Origin of the sequence: Streptomyces sp. NPDC048254, from assembly GCF_043201895.1 — a bacterium.
Lineage (GTDB): Bacteria > Actinomycetota > Actinomycetes > Streptomycetales > Streptomycetaceae > Streptomyces.
In genome coordinates this window covers 247,013-268,327 of record NZ_JBICZJ010000006.1, presented here as the reverse complement: position 1 = coordinate 268,327, position 21,315 = coordinate 247,013, and the positions used below count along the sequence as shown (strand labels likewise).

The 21,315-nt window shown below is 71.8% G+C and carries 19 protein-coding genes; 15 read left to right on the top strand and 4 right to left on the bottom strand.

Annotated elements, in window-relative coordinates; genetic code table 11:
* Nucleotides 1-19: 19 nt before the first annotated feature.
* Nucleotides 20-595 (top strand): TetR/AcrR family transcriptional regulator, encoded by a 576-nt coding sequence (locus ACGFZQ_RS19285; RefSeq protein ID WP_393841362.1) that lies wholly within the window; start codon nucleotides 20-22, stop codon nucleotides 593-595.
* A gap of 24 nt (nucleotides 596-619) precedes the next feature.
* Here ACGFZQ_RS19285 and ACGFZQ_RS19280 read toward each other — a convergent pair whose 3' ends face one another.
* Nucleotides 620-1,885, bottom strand: coding sequence for a PucR family transcriptional regulator (locus ACGFZQ_RS19280; RefSeq protein ID WP_393841361.1), 1,266 nt, complete (start codon nucleotides 1,883-1,885; stop codon nucleotides 620-622).
* Between the two features lie 181 nt (nucleotides 1,886-2,066).
* On the opposite strand from ACGFZQ_RS19280, the gene ACGFZQ_RS19275 reads away from it, so the two are divergent.
* Nucleotides 2,067-2,993 carry a proline dehydrogenase family protein gene (locus ACGFZQ_RS19275; protein ID WP_393841360.1) on the top strand — a complete coding sequence of 309 codons (927 nt, stop codon included), beginning with the start codon at nucleotides 2,067-2,069 and terminating at the stop codon, nucleotides 2,991-2,993.
* Between the two features lie 83 nt (nucleotides 2,994-3,076).
* Nucleotides 3,077-4,708, top strand: a complete 1,632-nt coding sequence (gene pruA / locus ACGFZQ_RS19270; protein ID WP_393841359.1) for an L-glutamate gamma-semialdehyde dehydrogenase — start codon at nucleotides 3,077-3,079, stop codon at nucleotides 4,706-4,708.
* Between the two features lie 115 nt (nucleotides 4,709-4,823).
* Here the strand turns inward: pruA and ACGFZQ_RS19265 are convergent, their stop codons facing one another.
* Nucleotides 4,824-5,708, bottom strand: a complete 885-nt coding sequence (locus ACGFZQ_RS19265) for a helix-turn-helix transcriptional regulator (protein ID WP_393841358.1) — start codon at nucleotides 5,706-5,708, stop codon at nucleotides 4,824-4,826.
* A gap of 86 nt (nucleotides 5,709-5,794) precedes the next feature.
* Here ACGFZQ_RS19265 and ACGFZQ_RS19260 point away from each other — a divergent pair, with 86 nt between their 5' ends.
* The 3 genes from ACGFZQ_RS19260 (at nucleotide 5,795) to ACGFZQ_RS19250 (ending at nucleotide 7,487) form a co-directional block, all read left to right on the top strand.
* Nucleotides 5,795-6,490 (top strand): SDR family NAD(P)-dependent oxidoreductase, encoded by a 696-nt coding sequence (locus ACGFZQ_RS19260; RefSeq protein ID WP_393841357.1) that lies wholly within the window; start codon nucleotides 5,795-5,797, stop codon nucleotides 6,488-6,490.
* 20 nt (nucleotides 6,491-6,510) lie between these two features.
* The gene (locus tag ACGFZQ_RS19255) at nucleotides 6,511-7,050 is read left to right on the top strand and encodes a GNAT family N-acetyltransferase (protein ID WP_351739525.1); all 540 of its coding nucleotides are present in this window, start codon (nucleotides 6,511-6,513) and stop codon (nucleotides 7,048-7,050) included.
* Nucleotides 7,051-7,355: 305 nt separating this feature from the next.
* Nucleotides 7,356-7,487, top strand: coding sequence for a hypothetical protein (locus ACGFZQ_RS19250; RefSeq protein WP_393841356.1), 132 nt, complete (start codon nucleotides 7,356-7,358; stop codon nucleotides 7,485-7,487).
* Nucleotides 7,488-7,614: 127 nt separating this feature from the next.
* Here ACGFZQ_RS19250 and ACGFZQ_RS19245 read toward each other — a convergent pair whose 3' ends face one another.
* The gene (locus ACGFZQ_RS19245) at nucleotides 7,615-9,189 is read right to left on the bottom strand and encodes a purple acid phosphatase family protein (protein WP_393841355.1); all 1,575 of its coding nucleotides are present in this window, start codon (nucleotides 9,187-9,189) and stop codon (nucleotides 7,615-7,617) included.
* A 131-nt stretch (nucleotides 9,190-9,320) separates the two neighbouring features.
* Here ACGFZQ_RS19245 and ACGFZQ_RS19240 point away from each other — a divergent pair, with 131 nt between their 5' ends.
* The 4 genes from ACGFZQ_RS19240 to ACGFZQ_RS19225 all read left to right on the top strand — a co-directional run bounded on the left by ACGFZQ_RS19240 (nucleotide 9,321) and on the right by ACGFZQ_RS19225 (nucleotide 14,175).
* Complete coding sequence (locus ACGFZQ_RS19240; protein WP_393841354.1) at nucleotides 9,321-10,364, top strand: 3-isopropylmalate dehydrogenase; 1,044 nt, start codon at nucleotides 9,321-9,323, stop codon at nucleotides 10,362-10,364.
* A 250-nt stretch (nucleotides 10,365-10,614) separates the two neighbouring features.
* Complete coding sequence (locus tag ACGFZQ_RS19235; protein WP_351739517.1) at nucleotides 10,615-11,703, top strand: branched-chain amino acid aminotransferase; 1,089 nt, start codon at nucleotides 10,615-10,617, stop codon at nucleotides 11,701-11,703.
* 81 nt (nucleotides 11,704-11,784) lie between these two features.
* Entirely contained in the window at nucleotides 11,785-12,858 is a 1,074-nt protein-coding gene (locus ACGFZQ_RS19230) for a hypothetical protein (protein ID WP_393841353.1), read from the top strand.
* 15 nt (nucleotides 12,859-12,873) lie between these two features.
* Complete coding sequence (locus ACGFZQ_RS19225) at nucleotides 12,874-14,175, top strand: KamA family radical SAM protein (RefSeq protein ID WP_393841352.1); 1,302 nt, start codon at nucleotides 12,874-12,876, stop codon at nucleotides 14,173-14,175.
* Here ACGFZQ_RS19225 and ACGFZQ_RS19220 read toward each other — a convergent pair.
* Nucleotides 14,123-15,565, bottom strand: coding sequence for a cytosine permease (locus ACGFZQ_RS19220; RefSeq protein WP_393841351.1), 1,443 nt, complete (start codon nucleotides 15,563-15,565; stop codon nucleotides 14,123-14,125). The genes ACGFZQ_RS19225 and ACGFZQ_RS19220 overlap by 53 nt on opposite strands.
* Before the next feature lie 156 nt (nucleotides 15,566-15,721).
* On the opposite strand from ACGFZQ_RS19220, the gene ureA reads away from it, so the two are divergent.
* From ureA to ACGFZQ_RS19195, 5 genes are all read left to right on the top strand, one after another.
* A complete protein-coding gene (gene ureA, locus ACGFZQ_RS19215) occupies nucleotides 15,722-16,429 on the top strand; it encodes an urease subunit gamma (protein ID WP_393841350.1) in 708 nt (235 codons plus the stop codon).
* Nucleotides 16,426-18,138, top strand: a complete 1,713-nt coding sequence (locus tag ACGFZQ_RS19210; RefSeq protein WP_393841349.1) for an urease subunit alpha — start codon at nucleotides 16,426-16,428, stop codon at nucleotides 18,136-18,138. Before ureA ends, ACGFZQ_RS19210 begins: the two co-directional genes overlap by 4 nt.
* A gap of 9 nt (nucleotides 18,139-18,147) precedes the next feature.
* Nucleotides 18,148-19,182, top strand: a complete 1,035-nt coding sequence (locus tag ACGFZQ_RS19205) for an agmatine/peptidylarginine deiminase (RefSeq protein WP_393841348.1) — start codon at nucleotides 18,148-18,150, stop codon at nucleotides 19,180-19,182.
* Between the two features lie 18 nt (nucleotides 19,183-19,200).
* The gene (locus ACGFZQ_RS19200; protein ID WP_351711058.1) at nucleotides 19,201-19,800 is read left to right on the top strand and encodes a TetR/AcrR family transcriptional regulator; all 600 of its coding nucleotides are present in this window, start codon (nucleotides 19,201-19,203) and stop codon (nucleotides 19,798-19,800) included.
* Between the two features lie 135 nt (nucleotides 19,801-19,935).
* Entirely contained in the window at nucleotides 19,936-21,219 is a 1,284-nt protein-coding gene (locus tag ACGFZQ_RS19195) for a TolB family protein (RefSeq protein ID WP_393841347.1), read from the top strand.
* Nucleotides 21,220-21,315: the final 96 nt, after the last annotated feature.

The following is a 21,315-nucleotide window of genomic DNA, read 5'->3' as shown; positions in this document are numbered from 1 at the left end:
CCGGGGTAGGCTGGTCCGCATGGGACACCGTGAGGATCTGCTGGAAGGCGCCAAGCGCTGCCTGCTGGAGAAGGGGTTCGCGCGGACGACGGCGCGCGACATCGTCAAGGAGTCGGGGACCAACCTCGCCTCGATCGGCTATCACTACGGCTCCAAGGACGCGCTGCTCGCGCAGGCCTACATCGCGCTGGTGGAGGAGATGTCCTTCGAGGGCGGCGACGGGGGGCTGACCGGAGCGCCCGGCTCCCTCGAACGGTTCCGCGAGGTGTGGTCGAACATCGTCGACAGCATGCGCGGGCCCGGCTCGCTGTGGCGGCTCAGCGTGGAGATCGTGACGATGGGCGATCAACTGCCGGAGGTGCGCGACCAGTTGGCGCGCGCCCAGCGCGAGGGCGGCCGGGGGCTGACCTCGCTGCTGATGGGCGTACCGGAGGAAAAGGTCTCCGACGAGACCGCCGACACCCTGGGCCGCTTCTACATGACCCTGATGTCCGGCCTCATCTCACAGTGGACCTTCGACCCGAAGACCGCGCCCGACGGCGACGCGCTCACCGAGGGCCTGCGCCAGATCGTCGAGGCCGCGACCCGCACCTGACCTGCGGCCGCGAGCGGGCGGCGACTACAGCCGCGCCCTCTTCAACACCATGTGCAGCAGCAGCCGGTCCTCCCCGTCGTCCAGGTCGAGGCCGGTGAGCTGTTCCACGCGGGACAGGCGGTAGTACAGGGTCTGCCGGTGGATGCCGAGGGCCGCGGCCGTGCGGCCCGCCTGGCCCGCGCAGTCCAGGTACGCCTCGGCGGTGCGGGCCAGTTCCCGGTGGGCCGGGGTGAGCAGGACGGCCGCCGCCGGGTCGTGCGAGGCATCCGGCGGCAGCGCGGTCAGCAGCCGGTACGGGCCGATGTGCGCCCACTCCGCGACCGGCCCGAGCCGCGGCTCGGCCAGCGCGGCGCGGGTGGCCGCGGCGGCCTCCTGCCAGACCGTGCCCAGTTCGGCGAGGCCGGCCCGGGCCTCGCCCACCCCCGCGGCGCAGCCCTGTGCCGCCGCGGCCGCGCCGGTGAATCCCGCGGCGACGGCGGCGGCCGTGCGCGCCCCGGCCCCGAGCGCCGACGCCGACCGGGCCGACCGGGCCTCCTCCGCCTCCTTGAGCAGCCGCGCGGCGGCGGTCAGGGCCGGGGTGGCCGTGTCCGTGCTGCGCAGCCGGACCAGGACGGCCAGGCTGTGGCCGCTGGTCCCCCACGGCAGGGTGCACAGCGCGGTGGCGTGCGGGACCGTACGCGGGGACGGGGCGTCGTCCGGGTCGGCGGACGGCCAGGGGGCGACACAGACCATCGTGTGCGGGCCGTCGGCACGGGCGCCGAGGGCGGTACGGAACTCGGCCACCGCCATGTCCCGCTGCCAGCCGCGCTCCGCGACCAGCACCGCCCGCAGCTCCCGGCCAAGACCCGCCCCCGCCTGTGCCTCGTCCGCGAGCAGTGCGCCGATCCGTCCCGCCACTCCCATGGCGGCGGCCAGCTGGGTCTCCGTCGGACCCGGATCGTCGTCGAGGAGCCAGACATAGCCGAGGACGACACCCCGATGGCGTACCGGCAGACAGATCCTGCCCCGGTACACCCCCGCCTCCGGGGTCGGCGGGATACGCACCGGTCCGGTCGCCCGGGTGATGCCGAACCCCTCGAACCAGGTGCGGACCGCCGCCGTGGAGCGCCGGGTCAGGATCGAGCGGGTCCGGACCGGGTCCAGCGCCGACGGATCGAGGTCGCCCTCACTGTCGTACGCCCCGAAGGCGAGCAGCTCGAAGTCGCGGTTCTCCAGGGTCGCCGGGACGCCCAGCAGCTCGGAGATCTCGTCGACCAGCTCCTGGTAGTCACCCTTGAATTCCGACGTCACCCGGGCATTCTCCCGCAATTCACGGACGCCTTCATACATCTGTCTGAGATCTGTGGCACGGATGCGTGACAGCTGTCGATGGCTCAGGATCGGAGAGATCCCTAACTTTCACGGTGGTTCTCCGTGCCGTATCCACATCGTCGGATCGCGGCCGTTCTGGCATGTGTTGTGGAGGTGCCCCGTGCTGGGTCCCGTGATTCTCGCCGCGTCGCGCAGCGACCGGATGCGACGCCTTATCTCGGCGGCCCCGGTGACGAAGCAGGTCGTCGACCGCTTCATCCCCGGTGAGTCGGTCGACGACATCGTCCCGATCGTCCAGGAGCTCACCGGCCGCGGCCTGGAGCTGACCATGGACGTCGTCGGCGAGGACATCACCACCCCGGAGCAGGCCACCGCCGCCCGGGACGCCTACCTGGCGCTCATCGACCGGCTGCGCGAGCTGGGCCTCGGCGAGCGCGTCGAGATGTCGGTCAAGCTGTCCATGTTCGGCCAGGCGCTGGAGGGCGGCCACGACCTGGCCCTCGCCAACGTCCGGCCGGTCGTCGAGGCCGCCGCCGCCATCGGTACCACCGTCACCCTCGACGCCGAGGACCACACCACCCTCGACTCGATGTTCGCCATCCACGAGGAGCTGCGCAGGGACTTCCAGGGGACCGGCTGCGTCATCCAGGCCTACCTCTTCCGCACCGAGGCCGACGCCCGCCGCCTCGCCGAGGCCGGCAGCCGGGTCCGCCTGGTGAAGGGCGCCTACAAGGAGCCCGCCGAGGTCGCCTACCAGCAGAAGCACGAGATCGACAAGGCGTACGTGCGGGTCCTCAGGACTCTCATGGAGGGCGAGGGGTACCCGATGGTCGGCTCCCACGACCCGCGCCTCATCTCCATCGCCCAGGAACTCGCCCGGCGCGCCGGCCGCAAGCCCGACGAGTACGAGTTCCAGATGCTGTACGGCATCCGCGGCGACGAGCACCTGCGGCTGGCCGCCGAGGGCCACCGGATGCGGGTCTACACGGCCTACGGCACCGACTGGTACGGCTACTTCATGCGAAGGCTCGCGGAGAAGCCGGCGAACCTGCGCTTCTTCGTCCGCTCGATGCTCAGCAAGGGCTGAAGCGCCCCCCTCCCGCCCACCGCACGCCTCTCTCCCACCCGCCGCCCGGCACACCCGCTCACGTACAAGGAGTTACGGATCCCATGGACGCTGTGACCCAGGTCCCCACCCCCGTCAACGAGCCGGTGCACGGCTACGCCCCCGGCTCCGCCGAGCGCACCCGGCTGGAGGCGAAGCTCAAGGAGCTCGCCGAGAACCCGATCGAGCTGCCGATGACCATCGGCGGCGAGCAGCGGCTCGGCGGCGGCGAGCAGTTCCAGGTCGTGCAGCCGCACAACCACAAGGCCGTCATCGGCACCGGCCGGCACGCCACCCAGCAGGACGCCAAGGACGCCGTCGACGCGGCCCTCGCCGCCGCGCCCGCCTGGCGCGCCATGTCCTTCGACGACCGCGCGGCCATCATCCTGCGCGCCGCCGAGCTGCTCTCCGGTCCCTGGCGCGAGACCATCGCCGCCTCCACCATGCTCGGCCAGTCCAAGACCGCCCAGCAGGCCGAGATCGACAGCCCCTGCGAACTGGTCGACTTCTGGCGGTTCAACGTCCACTACGCCCGGCAGATCCTCGCCGAGCAGCCCCCGGCGAACTCCCCGGGCGTGTGGAACCGGATGGACCACCGCCCGCTGGAGGGCTTCGTCTACGCGATCACGCCGTTCAACTTCAGCGCGATCGCGGCCAACCTGCCCACCGCCCCCGCCCTCATGGGCAACGTGGTGGTCTGGAAGCCGTCCCCGACCCAGACCCACGCCGCCGTCCTGCTGATGCGGCTGCTGGAGGAGGCGGGCCTGCCCAAGGGCGTCATCAACCTCGTCACCGGTGACGGCATCGAGGTGTCGAAGGTCGCCCTGGAGCACCGGGACCTGGCCGGCATCCACTTCACCGGCTCCACCAAGACCTTCCAGCACCTGTGGAAGACGGTCGGCAACAACATCGAGAAGTACCGCACCTACCCGCGCCTGGTCGGCGAGACCGGCGGCAAGGACTTCGTGGTCGCCCACCCGTCGGCCGACCGCGCGGTGCTCAAGACCGCGCTGACCCGCGGTGCCTTCGAGTACCAGGGCCAGAAGTGCTCGGCGACCTCCCGCGCCTACATCCCGGCGTCCATCTGGAACTCCGGCTTCAAGGAGGAGTTCGCCGCCGAGGTCGATTACCTCACCATGGGTGACGTCACCGACCTGTCGAACTTCATCGGCGCCGTGATCGACGACCGCGCCTTCGCCAAGAACAAGGCCGCGATCGACCGCGCCAAGGAGGACCCGACCTGCACGATCGTCGCGGGCGGCTCCTACGACGACTCGGTCGGCTACTTCGTCCGCCCGACCGTCGTCGAGTGCTCCGACCCGGAGAACGAGGTCTTCCGCACCGAGTACTTCGGCCCGTTCCTCGCCGTGCACGTCTACGAGGACGACCAGTACGACGAGATGCTGACCCAGATGGAGTCGGTCTCCGAGTACGCGCTCACCGGCTCGGTCATCGCCGGCGACCGCGCGGCGGCGGCGTACACGATGGAGAAGCTGCGCTACGCGGCCGGCAACTTCTACATCAACGACAAGTCGACCGGCGCCGTCGTCGGCCAGCAGCCCTTCGGCGGCGGCCGTGCCTCCGGCACCAACGACAAGGCCGGCGCCCCGCAGAACCTGCTGCGCTGGACGCTGACCCGCGCGATCAAGGAGACCCTGGTCGCCCCGACCGACTACTCCTACCCGCACATGGGCTGACCCAGAGCCCACCCGAGCACGGGCCGGGAAGCCTGACCCACGAGCAGGCTTCCCGGCCCGTTCCCATGAGCCGGCCGGAACCCGGGGAAAGCCCGGAGAAACCCCGGGGAAGCGGTCACTCCCGTGGCGCGCCGCGGCTTTCGAGGTCCTCCACCGTCAGGGCGTCCCGGAACCTGGCCCCAGCCTCGGTACCGGGCGCCGCCGACAGGATCACGATCTTCAGCTCCGAGTCGCCGTCCGTCAGGACGTCGCAGTCGATCTCCACCGGCCCCACCCGCGGATGCTCGACCGTCTTGCGGTCCTCGCGGTGGGCCGCCACCGTGCCGCTCGCCCACAGCCGGGCGAACCGCGGGCTGCCCTCGGTCAGTTCCCGGACCAGCTCGGCCAGGCGGGCGTCGTGCGGGAAGCGGCCGGTGGCGCGGCGCAGGTCGGATGCGATGGCGAGGTCGGAGTCGTCGTGGTTCGCCACGAGCACCGGCCACGACGAGACGCGTGCGTCCCCGGAGCCGACCGGGAACCTCGATCGGGCGAGGTTGCGCAGCCTCGGCGGCGTGGCCTCGGGATCGCCGAGCAGTGCGGCCCAGCCGGGGTTCCACCAGAGGAGTTGCCAATGCGCGGTGAACACGGCGACCGCCACGTCCCCGAGCCGGTTCAGCACGCGGTGCACACCCGGCGGGAGGCGGTCGGGGACCGGACCGTCGTCCGGGGGCGCGAGCCCGGCCATCCGGTGGAGGTGCTCGCGCTCGGTGCCGGTCAGCCGCAGGGCCCGGGCGAGGGCGGCGACCACCTGTCCGGACGGTGCCGTCGCCCGCCCCTGCTCCAGGCGCACCACGTAGTCGACGGACACCCCGGCGCGCTCGGCGAGCTCCTCGCGGCGCAGTCCGGCCGCCCGGCGGGTCCGGCCGACCGGCAGCCCCACGTCCGACGGTGACAGCCGTTCCCGCCAGACCCGGATGGTCGTACCCAGGTCGGTCGCCTCTTTCCCGGTCATGCTCTCCATCCTCCCCCCTCGGCGATCGTGGTACTGCCCTTCCTACAGTCGAAGCGTCTCTGGAACCGGGCCGGCGCCGGACGGACGATCGACCCATGACCATCACCTTCATCACCGGCGCCAACAAGGGCCTCGGCCGCGAGACCGCCCGCCGCCTCGTCGAACTCGGCCACACCGTGATCGTCGGCGCCCGTGATCCGGAGCAGGGCGCCGCGGCCGCCGACGCGCTCGGCGCGCGGTTCGTGCGGATCGACGTCACCGACGACGCCTCCGTCACCGCCGCGGCCGCCGACGTCGCCGCCCACGAGGGCAGGATCGACGTACTGATCAACAACGCCGGAGTCTCCGGCCCGCACGACGACCCCGCCGGGCTGACCGCGGCCGGCGCCCGGGCCGTCTTCGACGTCAACCTCTTCGGCGTCATCCGCACGACCACCGCGTTCCTGCCCCTGCTGCGCAGGTCGGCGGAGCCCGTCATCGTCAACGTCAGCAGCGGAATGGGGTCGTTCGCGCTCACACACGATCCCGCGCGCGTCGAGTCCTCCGTCGTCTCGCCCCTCTACACCGCCTCCAAGTCGGCCCTGACCATGCTCACCACCCAGTACGCCAAGGCCCTGAAGGACATCCGCGTCAACGCCGCCGACCCCGGCTACACGGCGACCGACCTCAACGCCCACAGCGGGCCGCAGACCGTCACCGAGGGCACCGACGCGATCGTCCGCCTCGCCACCGAGCCGTCCGACGCGGGAACGGGCCGTTTCATCGACCGCCACGGCCCCGTCGACTGGTGATCCCGTACGACACTTGGGTCATGTCTCTCCGTGTCGCTCACACCGCCGATCTCGGTCCCGCCGACCTCCGGGCCGCCCGCGGCCTGCTCCACGAGGCGTTCGGCGGGGACTTCGCCGACAGCGACTGGGAGCACGGTCTGGGCGGCCTGCACGCCCTCGTCCACGACGACGAGGGGCTCGCCGCCCACGGCTCGGTCGTCATGCGCCGGGCCGGGCACCGCGGCCGCTGGCTGCGCGTCGGCTATGTCGAGGCCGTCGGCGTCCGGCCCGACGCCCGCCGCCGGGGGCTGGGCGGCCAGGTGCTGGCGGCCCTTGAGGGGATCGTCGAGCGGGCGTACGACTTCGGTGCGCTGTCCGCCAGCGAGGACGGTGCTCGGCTCTACACCGCCCGGGGCTGGGGGCGTTGGGCCGGTCCGGTCTGCGCGGTCTCCCCGGCGGAGGGGATCGTGCGCCTGCCGGACGAGGAGGGGGACGTGTACGTGTGGCCCGGCCTCGCCGGGGACGTCCTCGACCCCGCCCACGAGCTGGTCTTCGACTGGCGGGACGGCGATGTCATGTAACCCGTCCGTCTCCCGGATGACATCCGTCCCGGTGGTCCCATCCGCCCCACCTGTCAAAAGCCCAGCTCACGGCCGTCTGTCCCGGTGCGCCGTCTCAGATAGTAGGAAGCCCAAGTAATTGTGCAGACAGAAGCGGGCCGCTCCCTTACTTTTGTAGGAGCCGAACGTCTCGCTCGATCAAGCGAAGGGCGGTCGTGAGCCGGGCCCCGTGCAGGCAACCCCTGCGGCTCCGCGCTTCCCGCCCCTTCCGGCGTCTCGTAACCCCCCATTGCCGTACTCCATGTATGTCGAAGGAGTCGATTCCCATGGCCGAGACGACCGTCCGCCGCCGCGTCCGCCACGTGTCCCGGATCAGCGAGTCCGAGCGCAAGAACGCCGCCGCCGCCCTCCAGCGCGCCCTCGACCGCCGCGACAACGGCGGCGAGACCGGCCACTGAGCCCACCTGGGAAACGCCGGTAACACGTGTAACACCCCTTGACCGGGAGCCGCACCCGCACGGAGTACGGCGCGGCCGGGACAGCCGCGCCGTACTCCGGGGACGTGGTTCGGGACGTACTCCCGTGTCAGCCGCCCCGCCGTATCTCGAAGTGGTCGATCCGCGCCCCGCTCTGCGCCAGCGCCGACACCCTCAGCCTCGGGGTGGTACCCGCCTCCGCCTCGACCTTGAGGAAGGAGAAGCCGGTGTACCGCACCCGCGACCACTCCACCGTCTCGGCCACGTTGTGCTGCCCCTCGGTCCAGTGGAAGCTGCGCACCGCGCCGTGCCGGGTGACATGCCCCTCGTAACTGTCCTTGACCCCGGACGGGAACGAGTAGAGGTCCCGCCCGCCGCCGCCCGCCGTGACGTACACGATCCCGTCCCGGGCCGGGTCGGTCGAGCCGCCGACCGGGACCGCGCGGCCGACCTCGCCGCCCTGCACCGCGTCCGTGCGCTCGTAGACGTGGTTGTGCCCGTTGATGACCAGGTCCACCTGGTACTCGGTGAACAGCGGCAGCCAGGTGGCCCGGATCCCGCCGTCGGAGGCGTGCGCGGACGTCGAGTACGCGCAGTGGTGGAAGAAGACGACCACGAAGTCCACGCCCGGCGCCGCCCGCAGCTCCTTCAGCTTCTTCTCCAGCCACGTCGTCTGCCAGCCGCCGCTGTAGCCGAGGTTGGCGGGGATCTCGTACGACACGTCGTTGGCGTCCAGCGCCACGAAGCCGACGTTGCCGTAGGTGAACGCGTAGACGCCCGGTGACCCGTGCGGGTCGAAGCCGTTGTCCGGGAGGGCGAAGCGGGCGTACTGGCCGCCGTAGCCGTCGGGGGAGTACCAGGCCTCCATGTCGTGGTTGCCGGTCGTCACCATCCACGGGATCGACCGCGCCACCGGGTCGTTCTGGCGCAGGAACCGGTCCCACTCCCGGGCGTCGTAGCCGTCCGAGGTCTTCCCGGCGCCGTTGCCGTCCGCGTAGCAGATGTCGCCGGCGTGCAGGTGGAAGGCCGGGTCCTGCTTCAGCAGCGCGTTGTCGTTGGCCTTGCCGGCCTGGCTGACGCCCTGGTCGCCGAAGGCCGTGAACACGAACTTCTCCGGGCTCGCGGGCGCGGTGCGGAAGGAGGTGATGGTGGAGCGGTGGTTGGGGGCGGCCGGGTCCCAGCCGTCGTGGCCGACGCCGTAGTAGTACGTCGTACCGGGGGTGAGGCCGTCCAGGGCCGCGTGCACGTAGTACTGCTCGACCACCGGGCGCACCCCCTGCACCCCGGGCGTGTGCAGGTGCCGGATCTCCGCGGCGACCCGCCGGCCCAGGTCGTCGGGGCGCGTCCCGACCCGCACGAACGGCTTCCGCACCGCGAACGGCACCTGCCAGGAGATCCGCATCCGCGTCCTCGGGTCGGCGCCGAAGGCGAGATGGCGGCCGAACGGCACCACGGCCGCGCCGCGGATCGCCGAGGTGGCCGGCGCCGGACTCGCCGACTTCTTCGCACAGCCGGCGACCAGACCGCCGCCCGCCATGGTGCCCGCCACCGCGCCCGCCGTCACCAGGGTGCGGCGGCTCACCAGCCGGGCCCGCAGATACTCGTACTGCTCGGCCATGCTCATCCGGGCGGCGAGCCGCGGCGGGATGCCGAAGTCGGGGATGTCCGTGCCGGGAAGGTCCATGCCGGAAACATGCCCAGCGCAGGCCAACACCGGCCACACGTACGGGTGAACGCCGGTTGACGGAACGACCCGAGCCGTCCGTATGGCGGACACATCGTGTCATCCCATGGGACGAGGAGTAGGGTGCCGACATGTCTCGCAGCATCGATCTCGCAGTGATCCCCGGTGACGGCATCGGGCAGGAAGTCGTGGCCGAAGGCCTCAAGGTCCTCTCCGCCGTCCTCCCGGAGGACGTGAAGCTGGAGACCAAGGAGTACGACTTCGGCGCCCAGCGTTACCACGCCACCGGTGAGACCCTCACCGACGCCGACCTCGACGCGCTGAAGAACCACGACGTCATCCTGCTGGGCGCGATCGGCGACCCGAGCGTCCCCTCCGGCGTCCTGGAGCGCGGCTTCCTGCTGAAGCTCCGCTTCGCCTTCGACCACCACGTCAACCTGCGTCCGTCGAAGCTCCTCCCGGGTGTCGCCACCCCGCTGGCCGGCGAGCCGCAGATCGACTTCGTCGTGGTCCGAGAGGGCACCGAGGGCCCGTACACCGGCAACGGCGGCACCATCCGCAAGGGCACCGAGCACGAGGTCGCCACCGAGGTGTCCGTCAACACGGCCTACGGCGTGGAGCGGGTCGTCCGGGACGCCTTCGCCCGCGCCCAGGCCCGCCCGCGCAAGAAGCTCACGCTGGTCCACAAGAACAACGTGCTGACCTTCGCCGGGCACCTGTGGACGAACGTCTTCAACAAGGTGGCCGAGGAGTTCCCCGAGGTCACCACGGACTACATCCACGTGGACGCGGCCACCATCTACCTGGTGACCGACCCCGGCCGGTTCGACGTCATCGTCACCGACAACCTCTTCGGCGACATCATCACCGACCTCGCCGCGGCCGTCTCCGGCGGCATCGGCGTCGCCGCGAGCGGGAACATCAACCCGTCCGGCGAGTTCCCCTCGATGTTCGAGCCGGTCCACGGTTCCGCGCCCGACATCGCCGGCCAGGGCAAGGCCGACCCCACCGCCACGGTCCTGTCCGTCGCCCTGCTGCTCCGCCACCTCGGCTACGAGGCCGAGGCCGCCCGCATCGACGAGGCCGTCACCGCCGACCTCACCGAGCGCCAGGGCAAGCCCGCCCGCTCCACCTCGGAGATCGGCGACGCGCTCGCCGTACGAGTAGCCGGCTGACCCGCCGCGCTGCCGATCGACTTCGAAGCCGCCGGGTCGCACAAGCGCCCGGCGGCTTCCCCATGCCTGCCGCCGGGTGCCACCATCAACCCCGGGTCCGCATTCACCCCGATTCCGTTCATCCCGGCCCCCGCGCGATAATCGAACGCGGAGCCGCGCTGTGAGGGAATGCTCGGACGTCCAACCACTGGACACCGGCGTACGGGCGTGAGCGCGGCCCATCACTACAACCGGTGAAGGACTACCACTCATGACGACGCCCACGATCGAGCTCAAGCCGTCCGCGCACCCGCTCGCCGCCGCCGAGCGCGAGGCGATCCTGGCCAGCCCCGGATTCGGCCGCCACTTCACCGACCACATGGTGATGATCAAGTGGACCGAAGGCCGCGGCTGGCACGACGGCCAGCTCGTTCCGTACGCGCCGATCCCCCTCGACCCGGCGACCAACGTCCTGCACTACGCCCAGGAGATCTTCGAGGGGCTGAAGGCCTACCGGCAGCCCGACGGCTCGGTGGCCACCTTCCGTCCCGACCAGAACGCCAAGCGCTTCCAGCGCTCCGCCCGCCGGCTCGCCATGCCCGAGCTGCCGGTGGAGACCTTCATCGAGGCCTGTGACCTGCTCGTCCAGCAGGACAGGGACTGGGTCCCGGCCCACGGCGGCGAGGAATCCCTCTACCTGCGCCCCTTCATGATCGCCACCGAGGTCGGCCTGGGCGTCAAGCCGGCCAACGAGTACCTCTTCCTGGTCATCGCCTCCCCGGCCGGCGCCTACTTCCCCGGCGGGGTCAAGCCGGTCTCCATCTGGGCCTCCGAGGACCGGGTCCGCGCCGTCCCCGGCGGCATGGGCGACGCCAAGACCGGCGGCAACTACGCGGCCTCCCTGCTCGCCCAGGCCGAGGCCGCCGCGCAGGGCTGCGACCAGGTCTGCTACCTCGACGCGGTCGAGCACAAGTGGGTCGAGGAACTCGGCGGCATGAACCTGTACTTCGTGTACGGAGACAAGATCGTCACGCCGACCCTCAGCGGCTCGATCCTCGAAGGCGTCACGCGTGACTCCCTCCTCACCGTCGCCCGTGACCTCGGCTACGAGTCCGAGGAGGCCCGGGTCTCCATCGAGCAGTGGCAGCGCGACTCGGAGAACGGCACCCTCACCGAGGTCTTCGCCTGCGGCACGGCGGCCGTGATCACCCCGGTCGGCACGGTCAAGCGCAGCGGCGCCGAGTGGCGGCAGTCGGACGGCGAGCCGGGTGAGGTGACCATGAGGCTCCGCGAGGCGCTTCTCGACATCCAGCGCGGCAAGGTGGCGGACAAGCACGGCTGGATGCACGAGCTCGGCTGACCGGTCCCCGGCCGTCCGTTCGACGCGTATCGCCTCCCCCGTAGGGGTATCACCTCAGTCCACACGGGGGAGGGAACACGCGTGAGCGGACGGTCGCCGATGCCACGGCTGCGCTGGCTGATGCGGACCTTACGGACACCGCGCCGCCCGCAGAGCCTCACCGTGCTCGGACTGCTCACCGCCGTCGCGGCCGTGCTGCTGTGGCGGGCGTCGACGATGGACAACTACGGGCAGAACCTCGCCCTCAACCTCGGCACCGACATCGTCGGCGTGGTCGTCACCGTGTTCGTCATCGGCCCGCTGATATCCCGGGCCCAGGAGGGCCGCGTCCGCGAGCACACCCGGCTCGACTACGAGTGGTTCGCCGCCCAGGTGTACGGCTCGACGTCCAACGTGAAGGTCCTCGACACCTTCTCCAACCTGTTCGGCCCGCAGTTCTCCGAGCGTCTCTTCCGCGGCGTCAGATCCGCCACCGCGAGCGGCGCCCGGGTGCAGATCCTGCTCCTTGACCCCGACTCCCTCGCCGTCATCCTGCGCGGCCGCGAACTGGGCGAGCGGAGCGCCGACATCCGCCGCGACATCATGCGCAACCTGCGCACCCTGGACGCCTTCGCCCGCCGCCTGGACGCCACCTCCCGGCATCTGCTGGAGGTACGGCTGTGCTCGACCTCCCCCGGTGTCACCCTCTACCGCTGGGACGAGCGCTGCCTGGTCTCCTTCCTGACCGTCGGCCGGCTCTCCGGCGAGGGCGTCCAGCTGGAGGTCGCGGTCCGCTCCCCGCTCGGCACCTTCGTGGAGCAGCGCTTCGACGAACTGTGGCAGCAGGGCAAGCCGATGGAACGGTTCACCAGGCTCCCCGTCACCCTGGTCGACGCCACCGACGGCAGACGGGAGTTCGTCTGCCGCTTCGTCTTCCTCGACGACCGCCTGTACGTCGCCGCGCCCGACCTCGTCACCTATCTGGCGCGCCGCCGGCTGGACCAACTCAGCGCGTACAGCGAGGCGCTGACCGGGGCCGGGGCGCACGAGGTGATCGTCGTGGACGACGAGAGCGAGCTGCACCGGCGGCTCATCCACCACTTCGGGGAGAAGTACGATGCGCACGCGGCCGCCTTCGTGGAGTTGCGGCCGTCCACGGTCCTGGTCACGGAATAGAGGGCCCCGCCACACATGTGTTCAGCGCACCACCCCCGTTTCCGCGCCTTCACGCCCCGCGACCTGGACGGCCTGCTGCGGCGGGTCTCCCTGACGGACGAGCAGCGGCTGGCGCTGCGGGCGGTCTCCTCGGTCCTGCCGTTCCGCACCAACGCCTATGTCGTCGACGAGCTGATCGACTGGTCGGCGGTGCCCGAGGACCCGGTCTTCCGGCTGACCTTCCCGCAGTCCGGGATGCTGCCCGGGCCCGACGTCCGCCGGATGTCCGGCCTGCTGGCCCGGCAGGCGCCCCGGGCCGAGGTCCAGCGTGCCGCCCACGAGATCCGGATGCGGCTCAACCCGCATCCCTCGGGCCAGCTCGACGCCAACGTCCCCGTGCACGAGGGCCGCCGCCTCACCGGCCTCCAGCACAAGTACCCGGAGACCGTGCTGGTCTTCCCGCGCCAGGGCCAGACCTGCCACGCCTACTGCACCTACTGCTTCCGCTGGCCGCAGTTCGTCGGCGAGGCCGACCTGCGCATCGCCACCGACGACATCGCGGCCACGACCGCCTACCTGCGCGCCCACCCCGAGGTGAGCAGCGCCCTGATCACGGGCGGCGACCCCCTGGTCATGAGCACCGACGTGCTGCGCCGTTACGTCGAACCCCTCCTGGAGACCGACACGGTCCGCTCGGTGCGCATCGGCACCAAGTCGCTCGCCTTCTGGCCCTACCGCTTCACCACCGACCGGGACGCCGACGACCTGCTCCGCCTCTTCGAGCAGGTGGTGGCGAGCGGCCGGCACCTCGCGCTGATGGCCCACTTCACGCATCCGCAGGAGCTGCGCCCGCCCGTCGTACGGGAGGCCATGCGCCGGGTCCGTGACACCGGTGCCGTGATCCGCTGTCAGGGGCCGCTGGTGGCCGGGATCAACGACAGCGCCGAGGCCTGGGCCGAGCTGTGGGAGGAGACGACCACGCTGGGCGCGGTCCCGTACTACCAGTTCGTGGAGCGGGACACCGGCCCACAGGGCTACTTCGCCGTCCCCCTGGCCCGCGGCCACGCGGTCTTCCGGGACGCGTACGCCCGGGTCTCCGGCCTCGCCCGCACCGTCCGCGGCCCGGTCATGTCGGCGATGCCCGGCAAGGTCTGCGTGGACGGGGTCGCCGAGGTGGCCGGCGAGAAGGTCTTCGTCCTGCACCTGATCCAGGCCCGCGACCCGGCCCTGGTGGACCGGCCGTTCTTCGCCGCCTACGACGAGGGCGCCACCTGGTTCACCGACCTCAAACCGGCGTTCGGGGCGAGCGAGTTCCTGCCGGGGCTGGGGCCGGGCTGACCGGCACGACCGGACGGCGAGCCGTCAGCGCCAGGTAGACCAGGCCGCCGGTCAGGCCCGACAGCAGGAAGCTGCAGTCCACCCCGCCCGTCAGCGACAGCAGCGGGCCCTCGTACGACGGCAGGGACACCGCCAGCAGGCCGACTCCCGCGCCCAGGGTCCAGGAGACCGCGGCCCGGATGTTCCAGCCGGCCCGGTACCAGTAGATCCCGCCGTGCGAGCGGCGGTTGAAGACCTGGAGGGCGTCCGCGTCGTACCTGCCCCGGCAGCGGACGAAGCCGATGAGCGTGATGACCGCCCAGGGGGTGCCGATCGCGGTCAGCAGGAGCACGAAGGACGTCATCGCGGACTGCGCGTTCCAGGCGTAGTGGCCGACGAAGACGCAGGCCGTGGCCACGATCGCGACCGTGTAGGTGGCGCGGGCGCGGGACGCGCGGGGCAGGATCGCGTCCAGGTCCAGGCCCATCGAGTACAGCATCAGGCCCGCGTTGCCGACCGAGCCCGCGGAGGCGGAGAGCAGCAGCGGGACCAGGTACCAGGTGGGGGAGGCCGACACCAGGGGGCCCGCGTACTCCGTGGCCGCCCGCGCCGCGTACGCGGTGAACGTGCCGAACAGCTGCGGCACCAGCAGGCCCAGGATCAGGCCCAGCCAGGTCGCGTGCAGGACCCGGCGGGAGGAGTGGCGGGCGGGGGAGATGTAGCGCGTGTAGTCGCCGAGGAGGGTGATGAAGGCGACCGGGCCGGACAGCCCCGCCGCGACCGCCGCCAGGCACCAGGTCGGCCAGAAGCCGCCCAGCAGATAGCCGCCCGCCTCCGGCAGGGGAGAGGTGGTGAAGTGCGGGGCGTAGGCGAAGATCCCGAGGACCAGCAGGGCCGTCATGCCGATGGCGAGGACCTTGGACATGGCGAGCAGCACCCGGTAGCCGTAGACCGCGCCCGCCACCGTCGCCGCCGCGAGCACCGCGTAGACCACGGCGTACGACACCCCGTCCGCGGGCAGTCCGAACAGCCGGCCCAGCACGCTCACCATGACGTCGCCGCCGATCCACACGGTCAGCGCGGTGTAGCCGAGGGCCAGCAGCAGGCCCACCACCGAGCCGACCAGCCGTCCGCGCACCCCGAACTGGGCGCCGGAGGAGGTGGAGAGGTTGGTGCCGGTGCGCAGCGAGACCAGGGCCAGCGGGGCCGTGAACACCGTGCCGACCAGTGTGCCCGCCACGACCGCGCTCACCGACGCCCACCAGCCGAGCCCGAAGGACGGCGGCAGCCAGCCGAAGATGATCACGCCGAGGCAGAGGTTGGAGCCGAGCAGGATCGAGACCAGGTCCTTGGGTCCGCTGGTGCGTTCCTCGTCCGGGATGGTGTCGACTCCGCGCTGTTCTATCGGCATGGCTGGTCTCCTTCGACGGCCACCTGAGACGTATGGCTGAGAGTTAGAGCGACGTTCAATGTGGGTGACCAGGCGGTTGATGTCAATGGTTCCCTTCTCCTAATCCGGCATTTAGAGTGGTGCTCTAAGTGCAGGAAGCGAAGGAGGTACCGGGACGTGCGACTGACCCCCACGGAACGTGACCGGCTGCTGCTCTTCGGAGCCGCCGAGCTGGCCCGCGCCCGCCGCGCCCGGGGCCTCAGGCTCAACGTGCCGGAGGCCACCGCACTGATCGCGGACACCGTCTGCGAGGCCGCCCGGGATGGCAGGCGGCTCGCCGAGGCCGTCGAGGCGGCCCGCTCCGTCCTCGGCCCGGCCGACGTGCTGCCCGGTGTCGCCGACATCGTCACCGAGGTGCATGTCGAGGCCGTCTTCGACGACGGCTCACGGCTCGCGGTGGTCACCGACCCGATCGGGGGCGGCGGGCTGGGCGACGAGGGGCCGGGCGCGCTGCTGCCGGGACCCGAGCACGGCGACCCGGAGGCGGTCGTACGGCTGCCCGTGACCAACACCGCGACCGTCCCCGTCTCCGTCACCTCCCACTTCCACTTCTTCGAGGCCAACCCGCGCCTCGACTTCGACCGCGCCGCCGCCTACGGTCTGCGGCTCGCCGTGCCCGCCGGGTCCTCCGTGCGCTTCGGGCCGGGGGAGTCCCTGGAGGTCGGCCTGGTGCCGATCGGCGGTGCCCGGGTCGCCATCGGCTTCGCCGGGCTGGTCGACGGGCCGCTGGACGCGCCCGGGGCCCGCGAGGAGGCGCTGCGCCGCGCGGCCGCCTGCGGCTACCTGGGCGTTCACGACATCCGCGACCAGGAGGGGGACCGATGAGCCGTCCCGGAGGGCACCCGGCGGAGGCCCGCCGCCTCACGCCGTACGAGTACGCGGCCACCCACGGCCCCCGCGCCGGCGACCGCGTCCGCCTCGGCGACTCGGGGCTGGTGATCCGCGTCGAGGACGACTCCCAGCGCTACGGCGACGAGTTCCTGGCGGGCTTCGGCAAGACGGCCAGGGACGGACTGCACCTCAAGGCCGCCGCCGTTCGCGAGACCTGCGACGTCGTGATCAGCAACGTCGTCGTCATCGACGCCGTGCTCGGGATCCGGAAGGTGTCCATCGGCATCCGCGAGGGGCGGATCCATGCGATCGGGCGGGCCGGAAACCCCGACACCCTCGACGGGGTGGACGTCGTGGTCGGTACCGGTACCTCGATCGTGTCCGGCGAGGGGCTGATCGCGACCGCCGGGGCCGTCGACACGCACGTGCACCTGCTGTCGCCGCGCATCATGGAGGCCTCGCTGGCCTCCGGCGTCACCACGATCATCGGGCAGGAGTTCGGCCCGGTGTGGGGCGTCGGCGTCAACTCGCCCTGGGCGCTCAAGCACGCGTTCAGCGCCTTCGACGCGTGGCCGGTCAACATCGGCTTCCTCGGGCGGGGTTCGTCCTCGCACGCGGCTCCGCTGGTCGAGGCGCTGGCCGAGGGGGGTGCCTCCGGCTTCAAGGTGCACGAGGACATGGGCGCCCACACCCGGGCCCTGGACACGGCCCTGCGGGTCGCCGAGGAACACGACGTCCAGGTCGCCCTGCACAGCGACGGGCTGAACGAGTGCCTGTCGGTCGAGGACACCCTCCGGGTGCTGGAGGGCCGCACCATCCACGCCTTCCACATCGAGGGCTGCGGCGGCGGACACGTACCGAACGTCCTGAAGATGGCCGGTGTCCCCAACGTCATCGGCTCCTCCACCAACCCCACCCTGCCCTTCGGCCGGGACGCGGTCGCCGAGCACTACGGCATGATCGTCTCCGTCCACGACCTGAAGACCGACCTGCCCGGCGACGCGGCCATGGCCCGCGACCGCATCCGCGCCGGGACCATGGGCGCCGAGGATGTACTGCACGACCTGGGCGCGATCGGCATCACCTCGTCCGACGCGCAGGGCATGGGCCGGGCCGGGGAGACCGTCCGCCGCACCTTCGCCATGGCCGGCAAGATGAAGGCCGAGCTCGGCGCCCCGGACGACGGCCACGACAACGAGCGCGTGCTGCGGTACATGGCCAAGCTGACCATCAACCCGGCGATCGCCCACGGGCTCGCGCACGAGGTCGGCTCCATCGAGGTCGGCAAGCTGGCCGACATCGTGCTGTGGCTGCCGGAGTACTTCGGCGCCAAGCCGCAGCTCGTCCTCAAGTCCGGCTTCCCGGCGTACGGCGTGACCGGCGACCCGAACGCGGCCACCGACACCTGCGAACCCCTCGTGCTTGGCCCCCAGTTCGGGGCGCACGGCGCCACCCCCGCCGACATCTCCGTGGCGTTCGTGGCCCAGGCCGCCCTCGACCAGGGCCACGACACCATGCCCACCCGGCGCCGCCGGGTCGCCGTCCGCGGCACCCGCGGCATCGGCCCGGCCGACCTGCGGCGCAACTCGCGCACCGGAGCGGTCGACGTGGACCGGCGCACCGGCCTGGTCACCCTCGACGGCGAGCCGCTCCGCTCCGAGCCCGCCGACTCCGTCTCCCTCAACCGCCTGTACTTCCTCTGAGGATCACCGATGACTGCTGCCTCCGACGGTTTCCGGATGCCCGCCGAGTGGACCCGGCACGAGCGCACCTGGATGGCGTGGCCGGGCCCCAACCCCACCTTCGACGACCCGGACGACCTCCTCGCCTCCCGGACGGCCTGGGCGTCGGTGGCCCGTGCCGTCCTCCGCTTCGAACCGGTGACCGTCGTGTGCGGTCCCGGCCAGTCGGCGGCGGCACGGACGCTGCTCGGGCCCGGCGTCGACACCGTCGAGCGGGACCTCGACGACGCCTGGATGCGGGACATCGGCCCCACCTTCCTCACCGACGGACGTGAACTGGCCGCCGTCGACTGGACGTTCAACGGCTGGGGCGCCCAGCACTGGGCCCGCTGGGAGCACGACACGAAGATCGCCGGGTATGTCGCGGACCTCGCGGGCGCGAAGACGTACGCCTCGAAGCTGGTGAACGAGGGCGGTGCGATCCATGTCGACGGCGAGGGGACCGTCCTGCTGACCGAGACGGTGCAGCTCGGGCCCGAGCGCAACCCCGGGTGGAGCCGCGCGGAGGTCGAGGCGGAGATCCACGGGATGCTCGGCACCCGCAAGGCCATCTGGCTGCCCCGCGGCCTCACCGGCGACTACCCTCCGCACGGCTTCGGGACCCTCGGCCATGTCGACATCGTCGCCGCCTTCGCCCGCCCGGGAGTCGTGGTCGCGCACTCCCAGCCGGACCCCGCGCACCCGGACCACGAGGTGACCCAGGAGGTCATCGGCCTGCTGCGGTCCCAGACGGACGCGCGCGGCCGCACCCTGGAGGTCGTCGAGGTCCCGGCCCCGACCGTCCTGGAGGCCGACGGCCACTGGGCCGACTACTCCTACATCAACCACTACCTCTGCAACGGCGGGGTCGTGCTCTGCGGCTTCGACGACCCGCGCGACGAGATCGCCGCCGGGATCTTCCGCCGTCTCTTCCCCGAGCGGACGGTGACGCTGGTGGACGCCCGTACGATCTTCTCCGGCGGTGGCGGCGTCCACTGCATCACGCAACAGCAGCCGAAGATCTAGCAGTACGAGGAGCAGCACATGGCCGGTGGGCGCAGACAGGCCCCGCCCCGCGAGGACGTGCTCGCCGCCGCCATGGACATGATCGCCGAGCGCGGTCTGGAGAAACTCACCATGGCCGCGCTCGGCCACGAGGTCGGCATGAGCAGCGGCCATCTCCTCTACTACTTCCGGTCCAAGGACGAACTGCTGCTCCAGACCCTGGAGTGGAGCGAGGGCCGGCTGGGCGCCGAGCGCGGCCGGCTGCTCACCCGCCGCGGCACCGCCCGCGAGCGCCTCGACGCCTATGTCGACCTGTACGTCCCCGTCGGCCACCGGGACCCGCACTGGACGCTCTGGCTGGAGGTCTGGAACCGCTCGCAGAACGCCGACGAGGCCGCCCGCGACCGCCAGGCCGCCATCGAGGGCGCCTGGCACCGCGACCTGGTGGCCCTGCTCGCGGAGGGCATCTCGCGGGGCGAGTTCCGGCCCGTCGACGCCGACCGCTTCGCCGCGCGGCTGCGGTCCCTGCTCGACGGCTTCTCCATCCATGTCGCGATCGGCCTGCGCGGCACGGACCGGGCACAGGTTCTCGGCCATGTACGCGAGTTCCTGGAAGCGGATCTTCTCGCGGACGCGTGACCTTCCGACCCGGTTGTACGCAATAAGGGTGATTGACCCGGGTTGTGTGCTGCGGTTGCATTCCGGTGAGCCCTCGGCTGAGCCTTCGGCGCAGGGCCGGGGGACCCGAGGGACGACACGATCACGGGGGTCATCATGTCCACTGCACCACGCGTGTACTTAGGCGGCGCCGCGCTGGGCAGCGCCTTGCTGCTCGCGCTCACGGGAACCGCGGCCCCGACCGCCGCCGCGGCATCGCACCCCGCCACCACCAGGGTCAGCGTGGGACCGGGCGGCCGGCAGGCCGACGCCGCCTCCGCCGCACCCGCGCTGAGCGCCGACGGCCGCTACGTGGCCTTCACCTCGGCCGCCGGCAACCTGGTCCGCGGCGACCGCAACGGCGTGGCCGACGTCTTCGTACGCGACCTGCGCACCGGCCGCACCGAGCGGATCGCGAAGGGCCCGGCGAGCGCCCCGGCCCTCAGCGGCGACGGCCGCTACGTCGTCTTCGCGACCTCGGCCGCGCTCGCCAAGGGCGACGACAACGGCGTGGCCGACATCTACCTCTACGACCGCCGCACCCACCGCGCGGAACGCATCAGCAAGGGCCACCCCACCGACTGGCTGGCCAACTCGTACCCCGCGATCAGCGCGAACGGCCGGGTCGTCGCCTATGCCACCTCGGCCCCGGACGCCGCGCCCGGCGACACCAACGAACGCGCCGACGTGATCGTCCACGACCGCCGCACGGGCCGTGACCAGCTGGTGCAGTACACCACTTCGGGCGTGCTCGCCGACGCCGACGCGCTCTTCCCGTCCCTCAGCGCCGACGGCCGCTACGTCACCTTCGACACCCCGGCCCAGCTGGACCCGACCCAGGTGCAGACCTCCAAGACCAGGACGGTCTACGTCCGGGACCTGCGTACGCAGACCACCGAGCAGATCAGCCGCCCCACCCGGTACGCCTACAAGAACTACGCCGACGACTCCTCGATCAGCGGGAACGGCCGCCTGGTCGCCTTCGAGTCCAGCCTCTATTACCTGGTCCCCGACGACACCAACAGGCAGCCCGACATCTTCGTCTACGACCGGACCCGGGGGACCACCGTCCGGGCCAGCACCGCCGCCGACGGCACCCAGGCCGACGGCCCCAGCCAGGACCCGAGCCTGAGCGCGAACGGCCGCTACGCGGCGTTCACCTCGACCGCCGGCAACCTGGTCCCCGGTGACACGAACGGCGTCGCCGACATCTTCGTCAAGGACCTGCGGACCGGCGCGATCACCCGCGTCAGCCTCGGCACCGGCCAGGCCGACGGCGCCTCGTCCGCCGCCGTCCTGAGCGCCGACGGCAGGGCGGCCGCCTACGCCTCGACGGCCACGAACCTCGTCCGGGGCGACACGAACGGCGTCGCCGACGTCTTCGTACGGAAGACAAGGTGACAGGACGCCGAGCCGACGACGAGCCGACGCCGGGCGGGCCGTGTCCGCCGGCCCCGCCGGCACGTTCGTCCTGCTGAGGTCAGCTCCTCGTCCACC